Genomic DNA, 22,015 nt, shown 5'->3' on the forward strand with positions numbered 1-22,015 from the left:
TTCTTTCTGCGGGTTACGCCGGCAGGATTCGAACCGCCACCAGCCGCGCGCCGTCGCTCTCGGGTGTCGCGCGCCATGCATGGGCCGCGTCGGTCCAGCACAGGCCCTCGCCCTCGCGGCAGGCCTCTTCGTTCAGGCGCCAGGTGCCGCGCAAGGCGAGCAGCACGCCGTGCGGCGCCGCATCGACGGCCGACGCGCGGTCCAGCACCTGCACATCGGCACGCCACTGCCCGCGCCGCGTCATCACGTTGAAGTCGTTCGATGCGCCGCCGAGCAGCGTGCAGTCGATCGCGTCGTCGCCGCTGAAGGCGAAGGGCCGATGCGGTGCGTCGAGCCAGTGGCTGATGCGCCCGTCGTGCGTGAACAGGCGAACGCCATCGCCCTCCAGCAGCATGATGCTGCGGTCGATGCCCTCGAACACCGAGAACGGTCCGGCCGCGGCAATGGTCGCGATGCTCACGCGCCAGCCGAAGCCGTCGAGCGCCGCGCCTTGCGGCCAGCTGGCGATCTCCTGCGTGGTGCCGCCGCCGTTTTTCCAGGGGGTGACCGGGAGTGTGCTGCGGGAGAAATGCTGTACGCCGCTCATGCCCACCTCCAGAGGGGGAGGAAGAAATGCAAATACGGAACCCGCGCTCATCGCATCAACCCGCCCTGCCGCAGTTTCTGCTCGAAATGCCGCAGCACCAGCGTCATCGTGCCCGTGAGCACGAAGTACACGACGGCGATGGCCAGGTACACCTCCAGCGAGCGGTACGACACGCTGATGATCTTCTGCCCCTCGTGCATCACGTCGTGAATCGTCAGCAGCGACACCAGCGCCGAGTTCTTGATGAGCGCGATGAACTCGTTGCCCAGCGGCGGGATCATGCGCACGACCGCCTGCGGCAGCACGATCTCGCGCATCGCCGTGCCGGGCGTCATGCCCAGCGACTGCGCCGCCATGGTCTGGCCCTTGTCGATCGACTGGATCGCGCCGCGCACGATCTCCGATACGTACGCACCCGAATACACACCGAGCCCCAGCACGCCGCACAGGAAGGCCGGCAGCAGGATGCCGAAGTGCGGCAGGCCGAAGAACAAAATGAACAGCTGCACCAGCAGCGGCGTGCCGCGGATGGCCGCCACGTAGGCGGTGCACGCGCCGTAGAGCCAGCGCCGCTTCGGGTTCAGCCGGCCGATGCCGACCAGCAGGCCCAGCACGCAGCCCAGCACCAGCGCGCACGCGGTGATCTCCACCGTGACGAGCGCGCCGCGCAGCAGGTCGGTCCAGCCCTGCCAGACGGGCGAGAAATCGAAATCCATGGCTCGCTTACTTGGCGCTCGCGCTGAACCACTTGCTCACGATCTTTGCGTAGGTGCCGTCGGCCTTGAGCTTTTCGATCGCGCCGTTCACGGCCTTGGTGAGCTCGGGCGTGTCCTTGCGGATGGCCATGCCGTATTCCTCGGTGGTGATCTGCTCGGGCAACACCTTGAGGCCACCGCGCGTGCGCACGTACTGGTAGGCGGCGGGCTTGCCGGTCACGGCGGCGTCGGCGCGGCCGATGTCGACGAGGTTGAACATCTCCTGGTTCTTCTCGACTTCCATCAGCTGCACCTGCGGGAATTTCTCCTTGGTGTAGGCCACCGACTTGGTGCCCACCTGCACGCTGACCTTCTTGCCGTTGATGTCGGCCGGCGCCTTGATCGCCGTGTTGCCGTCCTTCACCATCACGACGAGGCCGCCCGCGTAGTACGGCGCGGTGAAATCGACGACCTTCTTGCGCTCGTCGGTGATGTAGATGGCCGAGACGGCCATGTCGAAGCGCTTCGAGATCAGGCCCGGCACGAGGCCCTTGAAGTCGATGTCGATCCACTCGATCTTGCGGCCCAGTGTCTGGCCGATGGCCTCGACCAGCTCCACGTCGAAGCCGGTGCGCTTGCCGTTCTCCACGAATTCCATTGGCGGGAAGGTGGCGTCGGTGGCCACGCGCAGCGGCTCGCCCTGCGCATGCGCGGCACCCGCGAAACCGAGGATGGCAAGGCCGGAGAGTGCGGCGGCGACGAGAGAGCGGCGGGTGTTCATGGCAGGAGCTTTCGTGGTGAGGATGAAGGAGGAAGAAAAGGAGAGACGCGGCTACTGCAGCGCCCGCGAGATGCGCGCCGCCGTGACGACGGTCATGTGGAGCAATGCAGCTTCCATGCCCTCGACGCGCGTGAGCGGCGCCATGAGCGTGATCGCGCCGCGCAGGTGCCGTCCCGGGGCGAGCACCGGCGCGCTCGCGCCCCAGACGCCGGCATCGACCTCGCCGTGCGTCACGGCATGGCCGGCCTCGCGGATGGCGTCGAGCTCGGCGGCGCGTTCGGCGCGGCGTTCGGGGCTTTCGCCGAGCCCGTCGAGCAGGGCGTCGCGCTGGTCGAGCGGCATGTGGGCCAGCAGGCACTTGGCGCTGGCGCCGTCACGCGCGGGCACGCTGCGGCCGCGGTCGAAGGAGCAGCGCAGCGACTGCTCGCTGTCGATCATCTCCAGGCACACGACGCGCTCGTTCACGGCCGTGACCAGCGCCACGCTCTCGTGCGTCTGCTGGGCCAGCGCCCGCATGTCGGCACGCGCGGCCATCACGAGGTCGGAGTTGCCGTCGAAGCCGGTGGCGAGCTGCACGCTCACCGGGCCCGGCGAGTAGCGGCCATCGGACTCCATCACGAAGCCCCAGCGGCGCAGCGTGGCGATCTGCCGGTACAGCGTGCTCTGCGACAGGCCGGTGGCCTGCACCAGCTCGGCCGCTGTCATCGCCGCCTTGCTTTGCGCCAGCACCGACAGCACGAACAGGGCGCGGTCGTTGTGGGCGGGGGCGTCGATCGGGGGCGTCATCGGAAGCAATCGCTGGAGGTCGAAAGTGGATGCGGCGTGCAGTATCTTGCTCGCCGTTCTCACTTCCAAGCGTGGATTCCCACGGAGTGGGAATGGCCGCGTTTTTTCTTTCTACCTTCGTCTTACCTTCTCAACCCACCAGCAGGGGAAAGAGCGGATCGTCCATCGGCGCACCGGCCGGCAGCCGCTCGGCGAGGCCGGGGAAATCGGGCGAGGTCTTCCAGCTGCGCGGCGCATGGCGGATGTCGTCGCCCAAAAAACGCACCGAGAACACGCGGCGCCGGTTCGGCCCCTCGACGCCAGCGGCCGCATGCAGCGTGAGCATGTGGAAGCAGACGAAGTCGCCGGGCTCGATGTTCCAGCCCACGATGGGAAAGCGCTCGCGCGCGCCCTCGATGTCGGGCAGGTCCTGCAGGCTGCCTTCGGGGAACCACTTGGCGTGGTTGTCCATGAAGGTGCGCGGCATCAGCCACGGCCCCTTGTGGGAGCCGGCCACGAACTCGAGCGTGGCCGCACGCGACACCGGATCAACCGGTATCCACATGCTGACGTTCTGCTCGCCCTCGATGTTGTAGTAGGGCTGGTCCTGGTGCCACGGCGTGCGCTGCCGGGTACCAGGCTCCTTGACCAGCAGGTGGTCGTGATAGAGCCGCACGGTGTTCGATCCCATGAGCCGCTGCGCCAGTTGCGCGAGCGGCGCCTCGAAGATGAAGCGGCGGAAGGCGTCGATGTCCTGCCAGTTGCAGAAGTCCTCGAAGAAGCGGCCCGGGTCGTCGGGCCGGCTCGCGATCTTGGCGCGCGGACTGGGTGCCGCGAGGTTGGCCTCGATGCCATCGCGCAGCAGCGCCAGCTCGTCGGCCGTGAGCAACTGACGGATGCACACCGCGCCGTCGCGCTGAAACTGCGCGACGAGTGCGTCGTCCACGCGCGCCTGCACGCGGCGCTGCAGTTCCTGGGCGTCGGGGAGAACGACGCCCGCCATCACTTCACCATCGGCAGCTTGAGCCCCTGCTTCTTCGCGGTGGCGACCGCGATGTCGTAGCCCGCGTCGGCATGGCGCATCACGCCGGTGGCCGGGTCGTTGAACAGCACGCGCTCGATGCGCTTGGCGGCCGCATCGGTGCCGTCGCACACAATCACCACGCCCGAGTGCTGCGAGTAGCCCATGCCCACGCCGCCGCCATGGTGCAGGCTGACCCAGGTGGCGCCGCCCGCGGTGTTGAGCAGCGCGTTGAGCAGCGGCCAGTCGCTCACGGCATCGGTGCCGTCCTTCATGGCTTCGGTCTCGCGGTTCGGGCTGGCGACCGAACCGGTGTCCAGGTGGTCGCGACCGATGACGATCGGCGCCTTCAGCTCGCCGTTCTTCACCATCTCGTTGAAGGCCAGGCCCGCGATGTGGCGCTCGCCCAGGCCCAGCCAGCAGATGCGCGCCGGCAGGCCCTGGAAGGCGATGCGCTCGCGGGCCATGTCGAGCCAGCGGTGGGTGTGCTTGTTCTCGGGGAACAGCTCCTTGATCTTGGCGTCGGTCTTGTAGATGTCTTCCGGGTCGCCCGAGAGCGCGACCCAGCGGAACGGGCCCTTGCCTTCGCAGAACAGCGGGCGGATGTAGGCCGGCACGAAGCCCGGGAAGTCGAAGGCGTTCTTCACGCCTTCGTCGAACGCGACCTGGCGGATGTTGTTGCCGTAGTCGACCGTGGGGATGCCCATGGCCTGGAAGTCGCATGGCCTGCACGTGCACGGCGCATGATTTCGCGGCCGCCTTCTTGAGCGCGTCGTGCTGCGACGGGTCTTTCATCGCGGCCTGCCATTGCGGCACGCTCCAGCCCGAAGGCAGGTAGCCGTTGATCAGGTCGTGCGCGGAGGTCTGGTCGGTCACGAGGTCGGGCTTCAAGCCGCCGGCCTTCGCGCGCTTCACGAGTTCGGGCAGGATGTCGGCGGCATTGCCGAGCAGCGCGATCGACACCGCTTCCTTCGCATCGCAGTGCTGCTGGATGAGTTCGAGCGCGTGGTCGACGTCGCGCGCCTGCTTGTCGACGTAGCGTGTGCGCAGGCGGAAGTCGATGCTCGACTGCTGGCACTCGATGTTGAGCGAGACGGCGCCCGCCAGCGTGGCCGCCAGCGGCTGCGCGCCGCCCATGCCGCCGAGGCCGGCCGTGAGGATCCACTTGCCCGCGAGGCTGTTGTTGTAGTGCTGGCGGCCGGCTTCGACGAAGGTTTCGAAGGTGCCCTGCACGATGCCCTGGCTGCCGATGTAGATCCAGCTGCCCGCGGTCATCTGGCCGTACATGAAGAGGCCCTGGCGGTCGAGCTCGTTGAAGTGCTCCCAGTTGGCCCACTTCGGCACGAGGTTCGAGTTGGCCAGCAGCACGCGCGGTGCGTTCTCGTGCGTCTTGAACACGCCGACCGGCTTGCCCGACTGGATGAGCAGCGTCTCGTCGTCGTTCAGCTCTTTCAGCGACGCGAGGATCTGGTCGTAGCAGGCCCAGTTGCGCGCGGCGCGGCCGATGCCGCCGTACACCACCAGGTCTTGCGGGCGCTCGGCGACCTCGGCGTCGAGGTTGTTCTGCAGCATGCGGAACGGGGCTTCGGTGAGCCAGCTCTTGCAGTTGAGCTCGGTGCCGCGCGGGGCGCGGATCACGCGGGTCGGGTCATGGCGCGGGTCGGAACCGGTGGATTTGTTCAGGTCGATCTTGTCGGGTGCGTTCATGGCGTGGTTTTCCTTGTCGGGGGATGTTTTACGAGTGACTGGGCAGGATGTCGAGCAGCGCGGCCGGCAGCTCGGCCTTCAGCGCCCACTGGCGCATGGCTTCGATGTCGGGCGCGAGGTAGCGGTCGGTTTCGAGGAAAGCGACCTTCTGGCGAATGGCGGCGAATTCGGCCTCCACCAGCGGCGAACTCTTGAGCTTGCGCTTGAGTTCGATGCCTTGCGCGGCGGCCATCGCTTCGATGCCGACGACCACAGCCGTGTTGTTGACCATGTCGCCCAGGCGGCGGCCCGCGAAGGTGGCCATCGACACGTGGTCTTCCTGGTTGGCCGAGGTCGGCAGGCTGTCGACGCTGGCGGGGTGCGCGAGCGACTTGTTCTCCGAGGCCAATGCTGCGGCCGTGACTTGCGCGATCATGAAACCGGAATTGAGGCCACCGTCGCGCACCAAGAACGGCGGCAGGCCCGACAGGCCGGTGTCGAGCAGCAGCGCGATGCGGCGCTCTGCGATGGCGCCGACTTCGCTGATGGCCAGCGCAATGATGTCGGCCGCGAAGGCAACGGGCTCGGCGTGGAAGTTGCCGCCCGAGATGACTTCGCCGGTGTCGCAGAACACGAGCGGGTTGTCCGACGCGGCATTCGCTTCGATCACCAGCACACGCGCGGCGTGCGCGAGGTTGTCGAGGCAGGCGCCCATCACCTGCGGGATGCAGCGCACCGAATACGGGTCCTGCACGCGGCCACAGTCGGCATGCGAGGGAACGATCTCGCTGCCTTCGAGCAGCGTGCGCACTGCGTCCGCGACGGCGATCTGGCCCAGCTGGCCGCGCGCCGCATGAATGCGCGCGTCGAAGGGCTTGATCGAGCCCTGGATGGCCTCGAGCGACAGCGCACCCGACATCAGCGACGACGCGAACACGTCTTCCGCGCCGAACAGGCCGAACAGCGCGAGCGCGGTCGACACTTGCGTGCCGTTGAGCAGCGCCAGGCCTTCCTTGGGGCCGAGCACGAAGGGCGCGAGGCCGATGCTCTTCATCGCCTGCGCACCGCTGACCACAGTGCCGTCGGCCAGCGTGGCCTCGCCTTCGCCGATCAGCACGCAGGCCAGGTGCGCGAGCGGCGCGAGGTCGCCTGACGCGCCGACCGAGCCCTTGGCCGGAATGCGCGGCATGACGCCCGCATTGAACAGCGCCAGCAGCGCGTCGGCCAGCGCCGGGCGCACGCCCGAATGGCCACGCGCCAGGCTCACCGCCTTGGTCGCGAGCACCATGCGCACCACCGGTGCCGCCAATGGCTCGCCCGTGCCCACGCTGTGCGACAGCACGAGGTTGCGCTGCAGTTCCGCCAGGTGGTCGTTGCCGATGCGCGTGCTCGCGAGCTTGCCGAAGCCGGTGTTGATGCCGTAGACGACCTGGTCGTTCTCGACGATGTGGCGCACGGCGGCCCCGGCGCGAAGCATGCCGTCGCGCACCGAGGGGTCGAGCGACAGCTGCACGCCGCCGGCCTGGATGCGTCGCAGCATCGCCAGATCGACCTGGCCGGGCGTGAGGGTCAAGGAGGAGGCATTGGAAATGGCGGTGTGTTTGCTTGGCATGTGAACCTGTCTATACAAGTAGTTGCGAGTGAAAACTGAGGCCTCTGAGGACGAAAAAATCAACCGAAGCTAGGGTTGCCGTCTGCCTTGAAACGGCTGCCCAGGCTGTAGCGCGAGGCCGGGTGCAGGCAGCGCACCCAGGTCACGGGTGTGTTGCGTGACCAGGTGCGGCGCGTGAGCAGGAGGCAGGGGGCTGTGGGTTCCATGGCGAGCCTGTCGGCCTGTTCCTGGTTGGGCAGCACGGCATCGACCACGTGTTCGATCTGATCGAAGGGCACGTTGCGCACCAGGTACTCGCTGGGCGGCATGGCGCTGAAGTCCTGTTCGAGGTAGTCGGGCACGACCTGCGGATTGACGTAGCGCTCTTCGAGCTGCACGGGCGTGCCGTTCTCGAGGTGCAGGCACACGCTGTGGAACACCGAGGTGCCGGCGCGCATGTCGAGCCACGCGGCCACGTCGGGCGAGGCGGCGATGCGCTCGACCTCGATCATGTCGCAGCGGTAGTCGTGTCCGCGCTGGCGGATTTCGCTGGCGATGTTGGCGATCTGCAGCAACGTGGACTGCGGCTTGTTTTCGGCGACGAAGCTGCCGACCCCGGCCACGCGCACGATGCGGCCCTGTTCCACCAGCTCGCGCAGCGCACGGTTCACCGTCATGCGCGCCATGCCGAACTGCGCGACCAGTTCATGCTCCGAGGGCAGGCGGTGTCCGGGCGGCCACGTGCCGTCCTGGATCTTGCGGGAGATGTGATCCTTGACTTGCGCGTAGAGCGCGAGGGTGGGGAGGTCGCGTTTCATGCTTGCTGTTGTAGCTCTTGTTTTGAGCGCTGCTGTTCGGGGCGCGTGCACAGGCCGCCGGGTACTCCCCTGCGCGAATGTCCCCCGCTTCGCTCAAAGGCCGCCGTGCCGGCGTGGGCGCGCACCGAACAGCGGCGCACGCCAAGCACAACGGAATGAAGGCAAGGCGCCATCCTCAATGCTCCGCAGCCGCCATCGACTCCGCGCGAATCTCTTCCGTCAGCCGCGCCTTGATGTCCATGAACTCCGGCGAGGTCTTGATGGTGTAGCTGCGCGGATGCGGAAAATCGACCGCGATCTCGGTCTTGATGCGCCCCGGCCGCGCGCTGAACACCGCCACGCGGTTGGCCATGAAGATCGCCTCGTCGATGTCGTGCGTGACGAACAGCACCGTCTTGCGCGCCGACTCCCAGATGCCGAGCAACAGCTCCTGCATCAGCACGCGGGTCTGGTTGTCGAGCGCACCGAAGGGCTCGTCGAGCAGCAGCATCTTGGGGTCGTTGGCCAGCGCGCGCGCAATGGCGGTGCGCTGCTGCATGCCGCCCGAGAGCTGCTTCGGAAAGTGATTCTCGAAGCCGCGCAGCCCCACCTTGGCGATGAAGAACTCGCTGCGCTCCTTCTGGTCGGCCTCTCTCATGCCGCGCTCGCGCAGGCCGAAGCGGATGTTCTGCGCCACCGTGAGCCACGGAAAGAGCGTGTAGCTCTGGAACACCACGCCGCGATCGGCGCCCGGGCCTTCGATGCGCTCGCCGTCGAGCATCACCTGGCCGGTGGTCGGGAAGTCGAGCCCCGCCACGATGCGCAGCAGCGTCGACTTGCCGCAGCCCGAGGGGCCGAGGATGGTGACGAAGTCGTTCTCCTTCACCTCGAAGTCGATCGGCTGCAGCGCTTGCGTGCGCTGGCCCTTGGTGCCGGTGAAGACGCGCGAGACGCCCTGGATGGAAAGTTGGTTCTTCACAGTGCGGCCCATGCGAACAGACGGCGGTTGAGCGCCTTGAAAGCGAAGTCGGACAACAGGCCGATGACACCGATCACGATGATCCCGAAGATGATCTGCCCGGTGTTCAAGAGCGCCTGGCTGTCGGTGATCATGTGGCCGATGCCGGACGAGGAGCCGATCAGCTCCGCCACGATCACGTAGGTCCATGCCCAGCCGAGCACGAGCCGCAGCGTCTCGGCGATGCCTGGTGCGGCGCCCGGAATGAGCACGCGCGCCACGATGCCGCGGCTGTTCGCGCCCAGCGTGTATGCGGCCTCGACGAGGTCGCGCCGCGCGCCGCCCACGGTGACGGCCACCATCAGCACGACCTGGAAGAAGGAGCCGATGAAGATCACCAGCAGCTTCTGCATTTCGCCGAGGCCCGCCCACAGGATCAGCAGCGGGATGAAGGCCGAGGCCGGCAGGTAGCGGCAGAACGAGACGAAGGGCTCGAAGAAGGCCTCGACGGTCTTCCAGGTGCCCATCGCGATGCCCAGCGGCACCGCGAACACGGCCGCCAGCAGGAAGCCGCCGAACACGCGCCACACGGTCATGCCGATATCGCCGATGAAGCCGTACTCGGTGAAGAGCAGCCAGCCTTCCTTGACCATGGTCGGCGGACTGGCGAGGAAGGTCGGCGACACGAAGCCGCCGAGCGTGGCCAGCGACCACACCAGCACGAACACGACGAAGAAGCCGAGCCCGAGCAGCACGCGGGCACGCGCACTGACGGGTTCGAGCGGCGCGAATGCGCGGCGCCGCACGGGCGCCACGGGCAGAGAGGAGACGGCGGTGGAGGCCGATGCCGCGCGCGGCGGCACCTGCGGCAGCGCCTTACTTGACGTAGCTTGCATCGAAGGTCACCGCGTAGTCTTCAGGCGCCTTGCGGATCACGCCGGCTTCCAGCAGGATGGCCGCGGCTTCCTTCATGAAGGTCGTGAGTTCGCTCGAGAAGAACTTCTGGTTGGCCGCCTTGTCCTGCCAGCGCAGGTAGGCGGACGACTTGGCGAACTGCTCGCCGCTCTGCTTGACGGCCGAGCCCATGAGTTCGTTGGCTTTTTCGGGCTCGGCCTTGATCATGTCGAGCGCGTCGAAGTACGACTTGGTGAGCGCGGCGGCGGCCTTGGGATTGGCCTTGAGCCAGGTGGGCGCGCAGCCGACGGTGTCCATCACCATCGGGTAGTCGAGCGTGGTGGCCAGGATCTTGCCGGCGGCGGGGTTGGCGCGCACGGTCGAGAGGTACGGCTCGTAGGTCATGGCGGCGTCGTTCTGGCCGGCCACGAAAGCTTGCGCGGCGGGCTGCGGCTCGAGCGAGACCACCTTCACGTCCTTCAGGGTCATGCCGTTCTTGCTGAGCATCCAGGCCAGGCCGAAGTAGGGCGCGGTGCCGGGGGCGCTCACGCCGATGGTCTTGCCCTTGAGGTCGGCGAAGCTCTTCACGTCGTTGCGCACCGCGATGCCGTCGGCGCCGTAGGACTTGTCCATCTGGAAGATCTGCACGATGGGCACGCCGTTGGCGTTCCAGGCCACGTGCGTCTCGACCGTGGTGGCCGCGCACTGGATGGCGCCGGACGCGAGCGCCAGGTGGCGGTCCTTCTGCGGAATCATCTTGAGGTCGACGTCCAGGCCGTTCTTCTTGAAGATGCCCGCCTTGTCGGCCAGCGAGAGCGGCGCGAAGCCGGTCCAGCCGGACATGCCGAGCGCGATCTTGGTTTCCTGGGCGGCGGCCGTTCCGGCCATGCCCGCTGCACATGCACCTGCTGCCAGCAGCGAAGCGACTTTCACAACTACCGTCGTCTTGACCATGGGTACTCCTGGTTCCGTTCTTGAGAGATGGCTCGGCGGCGCGCCTCGGTGGCCGGGCTGCGCACGCCTCGCATTGTTGCCAAGCTCCCCAACTTGTATATACAGGATAACCCGAAAGGTCATTTCTGGTGCAATTCCTTGGGAAATGCACCGATTTGCTGTCTAGACAAGAAAGGTTGCAGGACGGGGGCCACCATTGCAAACCTTGTGCCACAGTCATATCTGCGCGGCTGGGGGACAATCGGCGGCCCCTCCCCTCGCCCCCTTCCGACCTCCCCTCCGCTGCCTGTGTCCTCTCTCGCTCCCCGCCCCATCGACGCCTCCGGCAGCAGCGCACCCGCCGACATCCTTCACGAAGTCTTCGGCTATGCGCAGTTCCGCGGGGCCCAGCAGGACATCGTCGACCACGTGGTCGGCGGCGGCGACGCGCTGGTGCTCATGCCCACGGGCGGCGGCAAGTCGCTGTGCTATCAGATCCCTGCCATCGCGCGGCAGCGCGCGGGGCACGGCGTGGCGGTGGTGGTGTCGCCGCTGATCGCGCTGATGCACGACCAGGTGGGCGCGCTGCACGAGGCGGGGGTGAGCGCGGCCTTTCTCAATTCCACGCTCGACTGGGAAGAGACGCAGGACGTGGAGCGCCGCATGCTGCGCGGCGAGATCACGCTGCTGTACGCGGCGCCCGAGCGCGTGAACACGCCGCGCTTCCTGTCGCAGCTCGATTCGCTGAAGGAGCGCGGCAAGCTCTCGCTGTTCGCGATCGACGAGGCGCATTGCGTGAGCCAGTGGGGCCACGACTTCCGCCCCGAGTACCGCGCGCTCACCGTGCTGCACGAGCGCTACGCCGGCGTGCCGCGCATCGCGCTCACGGCCACGGCCGACAACCTGACGCGCGCCGACATCGTCGAGCGGCTGCAGCTCGAGGAGGCGCGCCAGTTCGTCTCCAGCTTCGACCGACCGAACATCCGCTACACCATCGTCGAGAAGAAGGACGCGACCACGCAGCTGCTGCGCTTCATCGAGCGCGAGCATGAAGGCGATGCGGGCGTGGTCTATTGCCAGTCGCGCAAGCGGGTGGAAGACGTGGCGGTGATGCTGCGCGACGCCGGCATCAACGCGCTGCCCTATCACGCCGGGCTCGATGCGGCGGTGCGCCAGAAGCACCAGGACCGCTTCCTGCGCGAGGAAGGCATCGTGATGGTCGCGACCATCGCCTTCGGCATGGGCATCGACAAGCCCGATGTGCGCTTCGTCGGCCACCTGGACATGCCCAAGAACATCGAAGGCTACTACCAGGAAACCGGCCGCGCGGGCCGCGACGGCGGCCCCGCCGACGCCTGGATGACCTACGGCCTGCAGGACGTGGTGAACCAGCGCCGCATGATCGACGAAAGCCCTGCCGGCGAGGAATTCAAGCAGGTGATGCGCGGCAAGCTCGACGCGCTGCTCTCGCTGGCCGAGGCGAGCGACTGTCGGCGCGTGCGCCTGCTGGGCTATTTCGGCGAGAAGAGCACGCCCTGCGGCAACTGCGACAACTGCCTGAACCCACCGCAGGTGTGGGACGGCACCGATGCCGCGCGCAAGCTGCTGAGCACCATCTACCGCGTGCAGCAGTTGAGCGGCATCAGCTTCGGCGCCGGGCACATCATGGACATCCTGCGCGGCAAGCCGACCGAGAAGGTCAAGCAGTTCGGCCACGAGCGCATCAGCACCTTCGGCATCGGCGCGGAGTTCAGCGAGGTGGCGCTGCGCGGCGTGCTGCGCCAGCTGATCGCCACGGGCGCGCTCGCGGTCGACGCGGAGGCGTTCAACACGCTGAAGCTCACCGAAGGCTCGCGCGCAGTGCTCAAGGGCGAGGCGAGCGTGACGCTGCGCGAATCGGTGTCGTCACCGGCGGAGCGCAAGTCCCGGCGCGAGAAGACCGTCAAGGGCGCGCCCTCGCCGGCCGCCGCCAAGCTCGACGACACCGGCAAGAAGCGCTTCGAGGCGCTCAAGGCATGGCGCGCCGAAGTGGCGAAGGAGCACAATCTGCCGGCCTACGTGATCTTCCACGACGCCACGCTGGCGGCCATCGCCGAGCGGGCACCGGCGACGCTCGAAGACCTGCAGGGCATCAGCGGCATCGGCACCAAGAAGCTCGAGGCCTATGGCAGCGAAGTGCTGCGGGTGTGCGAGGCCTTCTAGCCTTCAGTTCGTCGCGGGCAGCACGACCGGCACCGGCCGCGTGAGCAGGTCGACGTACAGCTCGAAGAAGCGCGCGTTGTCGAACTTCTTCACCACCGTCATCTTCTGCAGCGTGGGGCCCGCAGGCTGCGAGGCATAGCCGATGGAGCGGCCGTTGTCTGCCGCGCCAGGCTTGGCGATCACGTCGACGTAGCGGTCCACCGTCTGCGTGGCGTAGCCCGGGTCGATCAGGTAGGCCAGCGTGAGCGTGTCCCAGATGTTCTGGGTGTAGTTCGGGTTGTTCTCGAAGCCGTTCTTGCCGTCGAAGCCGTAGCCGTTGAGCTTCTGGAACACGTCGGTCACGGCCGTGGGCTTGGCCGGGTGCGCGATGCGGTCGTAGATGGTCTTGGTGAGGAACACGGTGTCGGTCACGTCCAGCGGCACCACCACCTGCGGGATCGGCAGCCGCACCACGTACTGCGCGGCGTCGGGGTCGAACCACCAGTTGAACTCGGCGGCCTTGGTGGTGTTGCCCGCCACGTCGATGGCACCGCCCATGTAGATGATCTTCTTGATGAGCGGGACGATCTCGGGGTTCTGCTTCGCCGCGAGTGCGATGTTGGTGAGCGGGCCGATGGCAAGAATGGTGATCTGGCCGGGATTGGCCTTCACGGTGTCGACGATGAAGTCGACCGCGCTCTTGCGCTGCACGACGGTGTGCTGCGCAAAGCCGTCGGGCGAGGGCTTGAGGTCGGCATCGGTCTTCGGCTCGGGACCGCCCCAGGCGCCGAGATAGCCGTCGCCGCCGGCACCCGCGGCCATCTCGGCTTGTACGTCGGCGAAGCTGTGGTTGAGCGCGTAGTTCGCGCCCACGTAGACGCCGATGCGGTTGCCCACGCCGAGCCGCTCCATCGACATCAGCGCGTCGGCCACGCCTTGCTTGAGCCATTGGTTGCCCGACACCACGCTGATGCCCATGACCTGCACCTTGCCGCTGGCCTGCAATTGGACTGCCATGACGCCGAGCTGGCCGTCGTCGCTCATGGTGTTGTAGTCGCTGTCGATGATGATCTTCTGCGCCGTGGAGCCGCCCGATCCGCCGCCGAAGCCCGGGCCCAGGCCGATGCCGCCGCCTCCGTCGCCACCGCCGCCGCAGCCCGCCAACACCGTGATGACGGCGATGAACATCGCCCCGATCCATTTGCGCATCTGCATCTTCCGCTCCTGAGACTAAGAGGTTGGTTTTCAGTCGAAGGCACTGAAATACAAACGTTTGCGCAAAGCTTTGCGCAAACGTTTGCCAACTCTACGGTGCAAGCCGCGGCCATGGCAAGCGCCGCAGCCTAGGGGTTTGCGCGGGCCGGTCGGATCAGGCCGGATCGGGTGCGGGATTGATCAGCCGGTTCTCGCGCAGCGGCGAGCGGCCAGGCATGTAGGGCTGCTCCACATCGGGCGCGGCCTGGCTCTTGTCCAGGCCCGACGCCAGGGCCTTGGACGACCCGGCCGGGCAGGCGCCGGTGCTGCGCAGCGTGAGCGCCGCGGACAGCCGCGCCTCGCTCTGGTCCCCGAGCTGGTGGGCGAAGTCGTCGGCCACGGTGCAACCGGCGGTGGGCGCGAAGCCGTCGCCGTAGTCGCCGCTGCCCTGTTGGTTCACGCCCTTGAACTGGATCGCGAAGTAGGTGGTGCCGCAGTTGTCCTGCGGGTAGAAGCCGTAGGGCTTGCCGCAGGTGGTGCCGCCGACGAGGTTGACGGTGACCCCCACGCCGCGCAGGCTGTTGATGACCGACTCGCTCGCCGAGCAGGTGTCGGGGCCGGTGAGCACCGTGACGCGCGAGAGGCCCAGCGTGGGCAGGGCCTGGCCGCTGCGGCTGGTGCCGGTGAAGGGCGTCAGGGTCTGCGCCGCCGTCAGGTGGAACGGGTTCTTGTCGTTGAAGGTGAGTTGCTCGAAGGTCTTGCCCGCGGTCACCGCCGGCGACGAGATCATGTAGGCCAGCCGGCTGGCGATGAGCAGCTGGCCGCCGCCGTTGTAGCGCATGTCGAGCACGAGATCCTGGATGCCCGCGCCCTGCTTGAAGGTGTTCACCGCGGCAATGAGCTGCGCCTCGGAGGTCGTGATGTGGTCGTTGAACAGCAAGTAGCCCACGCGGCCGCTGCCGGTGTCGATGACCTGGACGTTCTGCACCGGCGTGCTGGTGACCTTCGCGGCCGTCAACTGCACGGGAGACTGCGCGACGCCGTTCACTTCGAAGGTGAAGGTGTGCGATTCGCCGACGGCCTTGGGCGAAAGGGCGGCGTTGATCGCATTGACGTTGGCGGTGCCGGTGCTGCTGACGACGTTGATACCGTCGATGGTGAGGATCTTCGCGCCGCGCTGCAGGCTCGCATTGGTAGCGGGCGAGTTCGGCTCGACAAAGGCGATGCGGATGTCACGCGGCGGCGAGCTGCGTATCGCCGCCGTCTCCATGCCGTAGCCGGCCGACACGCCGCCCTGCGACAGCTGGCGGTACACCTCGGTGTCGTAGGTAAAGTGAAAGCGGTCCTTGGCACGGCCCGAAGCCGTGATGAGCGGCGTCTTGAGCACGTTGAACCAGGCGACCGGCGTGGCATAGTCGGCGGCCTTGAGCGTGGTCGGCACCTCGGTGTACCAGAGGTAGGTTTCGTCGATCCAGCCGCGCACCCAGCTCTTCTCGTTGTCGAGCGAGCCAGCGCGGTCCGGATAGGCGGCACCCGTGTCGGGGTTGACGCCCGCGCGCGGCGCCGCGCACAGGCCGGCAACCGTGGCCGAGGCGACGATGCCGCCATCGCCGCCACCGCTGGCGGGCGGTGCCGTGGTCCCGGGCAGCAGGCCGATCGGCAGGCCCGCGCCACCGCCTCCGCCGCCGCCACCTCCGCAACCCGCCAGCAGGCAGGCCACCACGAGCGCGGCGCCCGCAACCGATGCGCCTGGGCGCGGCAGCAGCCGCGCGTCGACCTTGCGAAAGTCCATACCTTCCTCCTCGTGGCCCGGACGCGCGGATGTTTCGCGCGCCCGGTTTTCTTCTGTTCCCGCTATTGCACGAAACCCATGCCGCGCGATTCGCGCACTTCGGGCTTGATACGGTGCTCGGCTTCGAGCTGGTCAAGGAATTCGGTCGCGGAGAACTCGGCCGCCAGTATGTCGGTCTGCCGTTTCACCGCCGCGAAATCGCCCGGGCACAGCTGTGTCAGCGGGGCCAGCCGCGAACGCATGGCAGCTGTCATGAGCGCGGCGTCGCCCGCAAGCGCCTCGGTCACGAACATGCGCTCGCGCTGCGCGGCGGTGAGCGGCATGAACTTGATCTTGAAGGTGAAGCGCCGCAGCGCGGCCTGGTCGAGCCGGTCGAGCAGGTTGGTGGTGCAGACGAAGACGCCGTTGAAGCGCTCCATGCCCTGCAGCATCTCGTTGACCTCGGTGACCTCGTAGGTGCGCTGCGCGCCGCGCCGGTCCTGCAGGAAGCTGTCGGCCTCGTCGAGCAGCAGCACGGCCTTTTCGTTCTCGGCCTCGCGGAACATGGTGGCCATGTTCTGCTCGGTTTCGCCGACGTACTTGCTCATGAGGTCGCTGGCCTGCTTGACGATGAGCGGGCGGCCCACGGCCTTGGCGATGTGCTCGGCCAGCGCGGTCTTGCCGGTGCCGGGCGCGCCGTAGAAGCACAGCGTGCCGTGGCCGCGCGCCTTCAGTGCCTCGACGATGCGCGGGATCTCGAAGCGGGTTTCGACATGGAGCATGTCGAGGTCGTAGGTGGTCGCGCTGCGGCGCTCGCCGCGTCCGGCATCGAGCGTGCCCAAGGCGAGGTCGGCGTTGCGCAGCTGGCGTTCGATGAGCGCTTCCACTGAAGCGTCGTCGGTTCGCGCGAGACCCGCAAAGCGCACTGCCGTGCGGATCTGCGCGGGCGTGAGGCCTTTTCGCTCGGCCAGCTTGGCGGTGAAGGCCTCGGACACGACCACGCCTTCGAGCGTCTTCTTCACGAGCTGCTCGCGCGCGCCCGGCGGCGGCGACTTCAGCTCCAGGTGGTAGGCGAAGCGGCGACGGAAGGCCGGGTCGATCTGCTCGATGCGGTTGGTGACCCACAGCGTGGGCACGGGGTTGGCCTCGAGGATCTGGTTGACCCAGGCCTTGCCGCTCACGCTGCCGCTGGTGGGCGCCGGGATCTGCTCGGCGCGCGCCATGAACTGCGCAGCCTCGGTGCTGATGGGCGGGAAGACGTCCTCGACCTCGTCGAACAGCAGTGCGGCCTGCGCGCTGCCCTTGAGGAACACCTGGGCGATCTGCAGCGAGCGGTAGCGGTCGCGGCCACTCAATGAATTGCCGTCGCGGTCGGCATACTCGACTTCGAAGAGTTCGAGTCCTGCAGCCTGCGCGACAACCTTTGCGAGTTCGGTCTTGCCGGTGCCGGGCGGCCCGTAGAGCAGCACGTTGACGCCGGGCTCCTTGCGCGCGACCGCCGCGCGCAGCAACGTGACGAGCATCTGCGCGTCTTCCTGCACGAACGAGAAGTCGTGTGGCGTGAGCGCGCTCTTGGCCGAGGGCCGCGTGAACACGGCCATCAGCTCGTTGTGGTCGCGGTACTCGCGCATGAGCACCGGCGGCAGCTTCTCGCTGACCTTCATGAGGTCGGCCAGGTCGGTGATGTTGTGCTCGGAGATGAGGTTCTCGACCAGCCCGATGCGCTCGAGCCGCGAGCCCGCGCGCAGCGCCTCGCCCACCTCGCTCGCGTTCACACCCGCGATGTCGGCAATGGCCGCATAGGCCTCGGGAGCGTTGTTGACCTTGAACTCGACCAGCAGCGAGCGCAGGTCGCGCTGGTAGCGCGCGAGCGTGCCGTAGAGCAGCAGCGCGCGCTCGGCCTTGTTGAGCTGCAGCAGGCCCGCGAGCGCGTCGATGTTCTTCTCGACCAGCGTCGATTGCTTGCGCAGCGCGTGCGTGAGCCAGTCGCGCGTGACGGCCAGCACCGAGAGCAGGTCCTTCGGCTGGTCTTTCGCGTATTCGTCGAGATAGAAAAAGAGCGTGCCCTCTTCATACGGGCCGCGCCACACGCCGTGGCGTTCCAGCAGCGTGCGGCCGTCGAAGTCCTCGACGCCCTTCCAGGCCTCGTTGCCCGCGCAACGTCGCCCGAGGAATTCGCGCAGCCGCTGCAGCACGGCCGCCGGCCACACCAGGTGCCGCCCCGTGAGCGAGAGCAGGCCATTGATGTCGCGCCGCACATTGAAACGCGGCCCCTGCTTGGCCGCCAGCGTGAGCACGAAGTGCGAGCACATCAGCTCGAGCACCGGCGCCTCCTTGAGGCCGGGCGACGGCAGTGCCTGCCCGCGTACCGCAGCAGCCACGACATCGACACCCGCACGCTTGACCATCAGGCAACCTCCAACGAGGACAATCTCGGAGCGACCATAACGCAGACTTTTGGCTTCGGGAAGACCGGCGAACGGTAAAAACCCTCATGGGTGCGATTCCAGCCACAATGCGCGCCATGGTCGGAATCGATGAAATCCTGCGCGCCGCGGCGCGTCTCCAAGGTCAGGTGCTCAATACACCCTGCGTCGAGTCGCGCACGCTCTCCGAGATCGTCGGCGCACAGGTGTTCCTGAAATTCGAGAACCTGCAGTTCACATCCTCGTTCAAGGAGCGGGGGGCATGCAACAAGCTGGTCGATCTCTCGGAGAACGGTATACGCGGAGTGATCGCCATGTCTGCCGGCAACCATGCGCAGGGTGTGGCCTATCACGCGCAGCGGCTGGGGTTGCGCGCATTGATCGTGATGCCGCGCTTCACGCCCGGCGTGAAGATCGAACGTACGCGCGGTTTCGGTGCCGAGGTGGTGCTGCACGGCGACACGCTGGATGCGGCCCGCGCCCACGCACTGGAGTTGGCCCAGCGCGAGGGGCTGACCTTCGTGCATCCCTACGACGACGAGGCGATCATCGCGGGTCAGGGGACGGTGGCGCTCGAAATGCTCGACGTGGTGCCCGACCTCGACACGCTGGTGGTTGCGGTGGGCGGCGGCGGGCTGATCGCCGGCATGGCGGTTGCGGCGCGCGAACGCAAGCCGGGCATCGAGATCGTCGGGGTGCAGACCACGCGCTTTCCAGCCATGGTCAACGCCGTGAAGGGTACGCACCACGCGCAGGGCAAGAGCACCATCGCCGAGGGCATCGCGGTCGGAACGCCCGGCGTGCTCACGCGGGAGATCATCGCAAGCAAGGTCGACGACCTGCTGCTGGTGGACGAGGGCGACATCGAGCAGGGCGTGCTGATGCTGCTCGAAATCGAGAAAACCCTGGTCGAGGGCGCGGGCGCGGCCGGCCTGGCGGCGCTGATCCGGCACCCCGAGCGCTTCAGGGGCAAGCGCGTGGGGCTGGTTCTTTCGGGTGGCAACATCGATCCGCTGCTGCTCGCGGCCATCATCGAACGGGGCATGGTGCGGGCTGGCCGGCTGGCTCGCGTGCGCGTCAGCGCGCGCGATGTTCCGGGCTCCTTGGCCCAGATCACGGCCACCGTGGCCGAAGCGGGCGCTAACGTCGATGAAGTCCATCACCAGCGCGCCTTCACGATGCTGGCGGCGCAGAACGTCGACATCGAACTGGTGCTGCAGACCCGCGGACGCGCTCACCTCGCCAGCGTGCTGGCCGCGCTGAAGGACGCCGGCTTCGAAGCCGAAGAGCAGCATTGAGCCGCAAGATCAACCCCGGACGGTTCTATTCAGGGGCTCGCAACCCCCTAGACCGGTCCCAGGCTGCCGGTCGGTAAAATGCCGGCAGTTTGTCAATTGCGTATTCGAGGTACTTCCCGATGTCCAACCCCACCCCCATCGAGCCGAGCCAGGGCGCCGCTGTCGAAAAAGACGCCGTCGAGTCGGTCGTTCACCTGATGCCACTGGTGCTGCCGCTGGCCGGCGGCGTGCTGATGCTGCTACTGGCATCCATCGCGGTCTACATGGCCTGACGCTGACAGGCGTTCGCGCCTTTGTCCGCGGGCGGTGCGGCCCGCGCTGACGCAGTCTCCCAAAGCGAAACGTTTTCTCAAACGGACCTCCGTGCCTGAGCGGCACGGCGCCCCGTTCGGAAAGACGATTTTTCAACTTAGGAGATTTTCCGATGAACGCACCCACGATGAAGGGCCTCACCATTCAGACGCCCTCATACGTCAAGAACGCGAAATTGATTGCCTGGGTGGCCGACATGGCCGCGCTGTGCAAACCCGAAGCCATTCACTGGTGCGACGGGAGCAAGGAAGAATACGACCGCCTTTGCCAGCGACTTGTCGACGCCGGCACCTTCAAGAAGCTCAACCCCGCCAAGCGCCCCAACTCGTTCCTCGCGGTGTCCGACCCGAGCGACGTTGCGCGCGTCGAAGACCGCACTTTCATCTGCTCCCAGGAGAAGGAAAACGCCGGACCCACCAACAACTGGATGGCGCCGGCCGAAATGCGCGCGACGCTGCAGCCTCTGTTCGACGGCTGCATGAAGGGCCGCACGATGTACGTCGTGCCGTTCAGCATGGGCCCGCTGGGCTCGCCGATTGCCCACATCGGCATCGAACTCTCCGACTCGCCCTATGTGGCCGTCAACATGCGCATCATGACCCGCATGGGCAAGGCCGTGTACGAGGTGCTGGGCGCCGATGGCGAATTCGTGCCCTGCATGCACACCGTGGGCGCGCCGCTCGAGGCTGGCCAGAAGGACGTGTCCTGGCCCTGCAACAAGACCAAGTACATCGTTCACTATCCCGAGACGCGCGAGATCTGGAGCTATGGCTCGGGCTACGGCGGCAACGCGCTGCTGGGCAAGAAGTGCTTCGCCCTGCGCATCGCCTCGAACATGGGTCGCGACGAAGGCTGGCTGGCCGAGCACATGCTCATCCTCGGCGTGACGGATCCCGAAGGCAAGAAATACCACGTCGCAGCGGCGTTCCCGAGCGCCTGCGGCAAGACGAACTTCTCGATGCTGGTGCCGCCGGCGGGCTTCGAAGGCTGGAAAGTCACGACCATCGGTGATGACATCGCCTGGATCAAACCGCAGGCCGATGGCTCTCTGCGTGCCATCAACCCCGAGGCCGGCTACTTTGGCGTGGCCCCCGGCACCAACATGCTGACGAATCCGAACTGCATGCGCAGCCTGGACGACGGCGTGATCTTCACCAACGTCGCGCTCACGGACGACGGCGATGTATGGTGGGAAGGCATGGAACAGGACGCACCGGGCAAGGCGCTGCCAGCGCACCTGATCGACTGGCAGGGCAAGGATTGGACGCCGCAGATCGCCAAGGAAACCGGTGCCAAGGCCGCGCACCCGAACGCCCGTTTCACCGTGGCGGCCACCAACAACCCGGCGCTCGACGAGGCGTGGGACGACCCGAAGGGCGTGACGATCGATGCCTTCATCTTCGGTGGCCGCCGCTCGACCACTGTGCCGCTCGTCACCGAAGCCCGCAACTGGGTGGAAGGCGTGTACATGGCCGCGACCATGGGTTCGGAGACGACCGCTGCCGCGGCTGGCCAGCAAGGCATCGTGCGCCGCGACCCGTTCGCCATGCTGCCGTTCATGGGCTACAACATGAGCGACTACTTCCAGCACTGGCTCGATCTCGGCAAGAAACTGGAAGCCTCGGGCGCCAAGCTGCCGAAGATCTATACGACCAACTGGTTCCGCAAGGGCGCGGACGGTAAGTTCGTCTGGCCTGGCTATGGCGAGAACATGCGCGTGCTGAAGTGGATGATCGATCGGGTCGAAGGCAGCAAGACCAATGGTGTGGAGCACATCACTGGCGTGAGCCCGCGCTACGAGGATCTGAACTGGACAGGCCTGAATTTCAGCGCCGAACAGTTCGCGACCGTGACCAGCATCGACAAGGCTGCGTGGGAGGCTGAATTGAAGCTGCACTCCGAGCTGTTCAAGCAGCTTGAGCACCATCTGCCGAAGGAATTGCCGGAAACCAAGGCTGCGATTGAGCAGCGTCTGGCAGCCTGACAATCGCTGATTGCGCCAACTAAAAAGCCCGGTGGATTGTCCATCGGGCTTTTTTATTGGCTGTTCGGTTTGGTTATTGACGGTGTCGCCATTTCCATTGCATTTCCATTTTCAAACTCCCCAAAGCAAAAAACCCCAGTCA

At 66.8% G+C, this 22,015-nt stretch carries 17 protein-coding genes and 1 pseudogene; 4 read left to right on the top strand and 14 right to left on the bottom strand.

The window, feature by feature from the left end; all coding sequences use genetic code 11:
* Window positions 1-13: 13 nt before the first annotated feature.
* The 11 genes and pseudogenes from PMI12_RS10540 to PMI12_RS10590 all read right to left on the bottom strand — a co-directional run bounded on the left by PMI12_RS10540 (window position 14) and on the right by PMI12_RS10590 (window position 10,728).
* Window positions 14-586 carry a HutD/Ves family protein gene (locus PMI12_RS10540; protein WP_007831930.1) on the bottom strand — a complete coding sequence of 191 codons (573 nt, stop codon included), beginning with the start codon at window positions 584-586 and terminating at the stop codon, window positions 14-16.
* Between the two features lie 47 nt (window positions 587-633).
* Complete coding sequence (locus PMI12_RS10545) at window positions 634-1,302, bottom strand: amino acid ABC transporter permease (RefSeq protein ID WP_007831931.1); 669 nt, start codon at window positions 1,300-1,302, stop codon at window positions 634-636.
* Window positions 1,303-1,309: 7 nt separating this feature from the next.
* A complete protein-coding gene (locus tag PMI12_RS10550; RefSeq protein ID WP_007831933.1) occupies window positions 1,310-2,062 on the bottom strand; it encodes a transporter substrate-binding domain-containing protein in 753 nt (250 codons plus the stop codon).
* 51 nt (window positions 2,063-2,113) lie between these two features.
* Window positions 2,114-2,848, bottom strand: coding sequence for an IclR family transcriptional regulator (locus PMI12_RS10555; protein WP_007831941.1), 735 nt, complete (start codon window positions 2,846-2,848; stop codon window positions 2,114-2,116).
* Window positions 2,849-2,978: 130 nt separating this feature from the next.
* Window positions 2,979-3,830, bottom strand: coding sequence for a phytanoyl-CoA dioxygenase family protein (locus tag PMI12_RS10560; RefSeq protein ID WP_007831943.1), 852 nt, complete (start codon window positions 3,828-3,830; stop codon window positions 2,979-2,981).
* Window positions 3,830-5,555: pseudogene (gene hutU, locus PMI12_RS10565) on the bottom strand (urocanate hydratase). The gene PMI12_RS10560 and the pseudogene hutU overlap by 1 nt, the downstream one beginning before the upstream one ends.
* Before the next feature lie 28 nt (window positions 5,556-5,583).
* Entirely contained in the window at window positions 5,584-7,146 is a 1,563-nt protein-coding gene (hutH, locus tag PMI12_RS10570; protein WP_007831951.1) for a histidine ammonia-lyase, read from the bottom strand.
* A 59-nt stretch (window positions 7,147-7,205) separates the two neighbouring features.
* A complete protein-coding gene (gene hutC / locus PMI12_RS10575; RefSeq protein ID WP_007831953.1) occupies window positions 7,206-7,943 on the bottom strand; it encodes a histidine utilization repressor in 738 nt (245 codons plus the stop codon).
* Between the two features lie 175 nt (window positions 7,944-8,118).
* Entirely contained in the window at window positions 8,119-8,913 is a 795-nt protein-coding gene (locus tag PMI12_RS10580; protein ID WP_007831954.1) for an ABC transporter ATP-binding protein, read from the bottom strand.
* Window positions 8,898-9,776: an ABC transporter permease gene (locus PMI12_RS10585; RefSeq protein ID WP_007831956.1), complete on the bottom strand. Its 879-nt coding sequence runs from the start codon at window positions 9,774-9,776 to the stop codon at window positions 8,898-8,900. Before PMI12_RS10585 ends, PMI12_RS10580 begins: the two co-directional genes overlap by 16 nt.
* Window positions 9,757-10,728: an ABC transporter substrate-binding protein gene (locus tag PMI12_RS10590; protein WP_007831958.1), complete on the bottom strand. Its 972-nt coding sequence runs from the start codon at window positions 10,726-10,728 to the stop codon at window positions 9,757-9,759. The genes PMI12_RS10585 and PMI12_RS10590 overlap by 20 nt, the downstream gene beginning before the upstream one ends.
* Window positions 10,729-11,016: 288 nt before the next feature.
* On the opposite strand from PMI12_RS10590, the gene recQ reads away from it, so the two are divergent.
* On the top strand, window positions 11,017-12,909 hold the full coding sequence (gene recQ, locus PMI12_RS10595) for a DNA helicase RecQ (protein WP_086012098.1): 1,893 nt from the start codon (window positions 11,017-11,019) through the stop codon (window positions 12,907-12,909).
* A gap of 3 nt (window positions 12,910-12,912) precedes the next feature.
* On the opposite strand, the gene PMI12_RS10600 is transcribed toward recQ, so the two are convergent.
* The 3 genes from PMI12_RS10600 to PMI12_RS10610 form a co-directional block, all read right to left on the bottom strand.
* Complete coding sequence (locus PMI12_RS10600; RefSeq protein ID WP_042673180.1) at window positions 12,913-14,097, bottom strand: nucleoside hydrolase; 1,185 nt, start codon at window positions 14,095-14,097, stop codon at window positions 12,913-12,915.
* A 160-nt stretch (window positions 14,098-14,257) separates the two neighbouring features.
* The gene (locus PMI12_RS10605; protein WP_007831964.1) at window positions 14,258-15,874 is read right to left on the bottom strand and encodes a S41 family peptidase; all 1,617 of its coding nucleotides are present in this window, start codon (window positions 15,872-15,874) and stop codon (window positions 14,258-14,260) included.
* Between the two features lie 62 nt (window positions 15,875-15,936).
* Window positions 15,937-18,261 carry an ATP-binding protein gene (locus PMI12_RS10610; protein ID WP_007831966.1) on the bottom strand — a complete coding sequence of 775 codons (2,325 nt, stop codon included), beginning with the start codon at window positions 18,259-18,261 and terminating at the stop codon, window positions 15,937-15,939.
* A gap of 116 nt (window positions 18,262-18,377) precedes the next feature.
* Between PMI12_RS10610 and PMI12_RS10615 the strand changes: the two genes are divergently transcribed.
* The 3 genes from PMI12_RS10615 (at window position 18,378) to PMI12_RS10620 (ending at window position 21,873) form a co-directional block, all read left to right on the top strand.
* Window positions 18,378-19,577 carry a threonine ammonia-lyase gene (locus PMI12_RS10615; RefSeq protein ID WP_193386545.1) on the top strand — a complete coding sequence of 400 codons (1,200 nt, stop codon included), beginning with the start codon at window positions 18,378-18,380 and terminating at the stop codon, window positions 19,575-19,577.
* Window positions 19,578-19,696: 119 nt separating this feature from the next.
* The gene (locus PMI12_RS29200) at window positions 19,697-19,849 is read left to right on the top strand and encodes a hypothetical protein (protein WP_007831971.1); all 153 of its coding nucleotides are present in this window, start codon (window positions 19,697-19,699) and stop codon (window positions 19,847-19,849) included.
* A 152-nt stretch (window positions 19,850-20,001) separates the two neighbouring features.
* Entirely contained in the window at window positions 20,002-21,873 is a 1,872-nt protein-coding gene (locus PMI12_RS10620) for a phosphoenolpyruvate carboxykinase (GTP) (RefSeq protein ID WP_007831973.1), read from the top strand.
* Window positions 21,874-22,015 lie beyond the last annotated feature (142 nt).

The sequence above is a fragment of the Variovorax sp. CF313 genome (assembly GCF_000282635.1).
Classification (GTDB): domain Bacteria; phylum Pseudomonadota; class Gammaproteobacteria; order Burkholderiales; family Burkholderiaceae_C; genus Variovorax.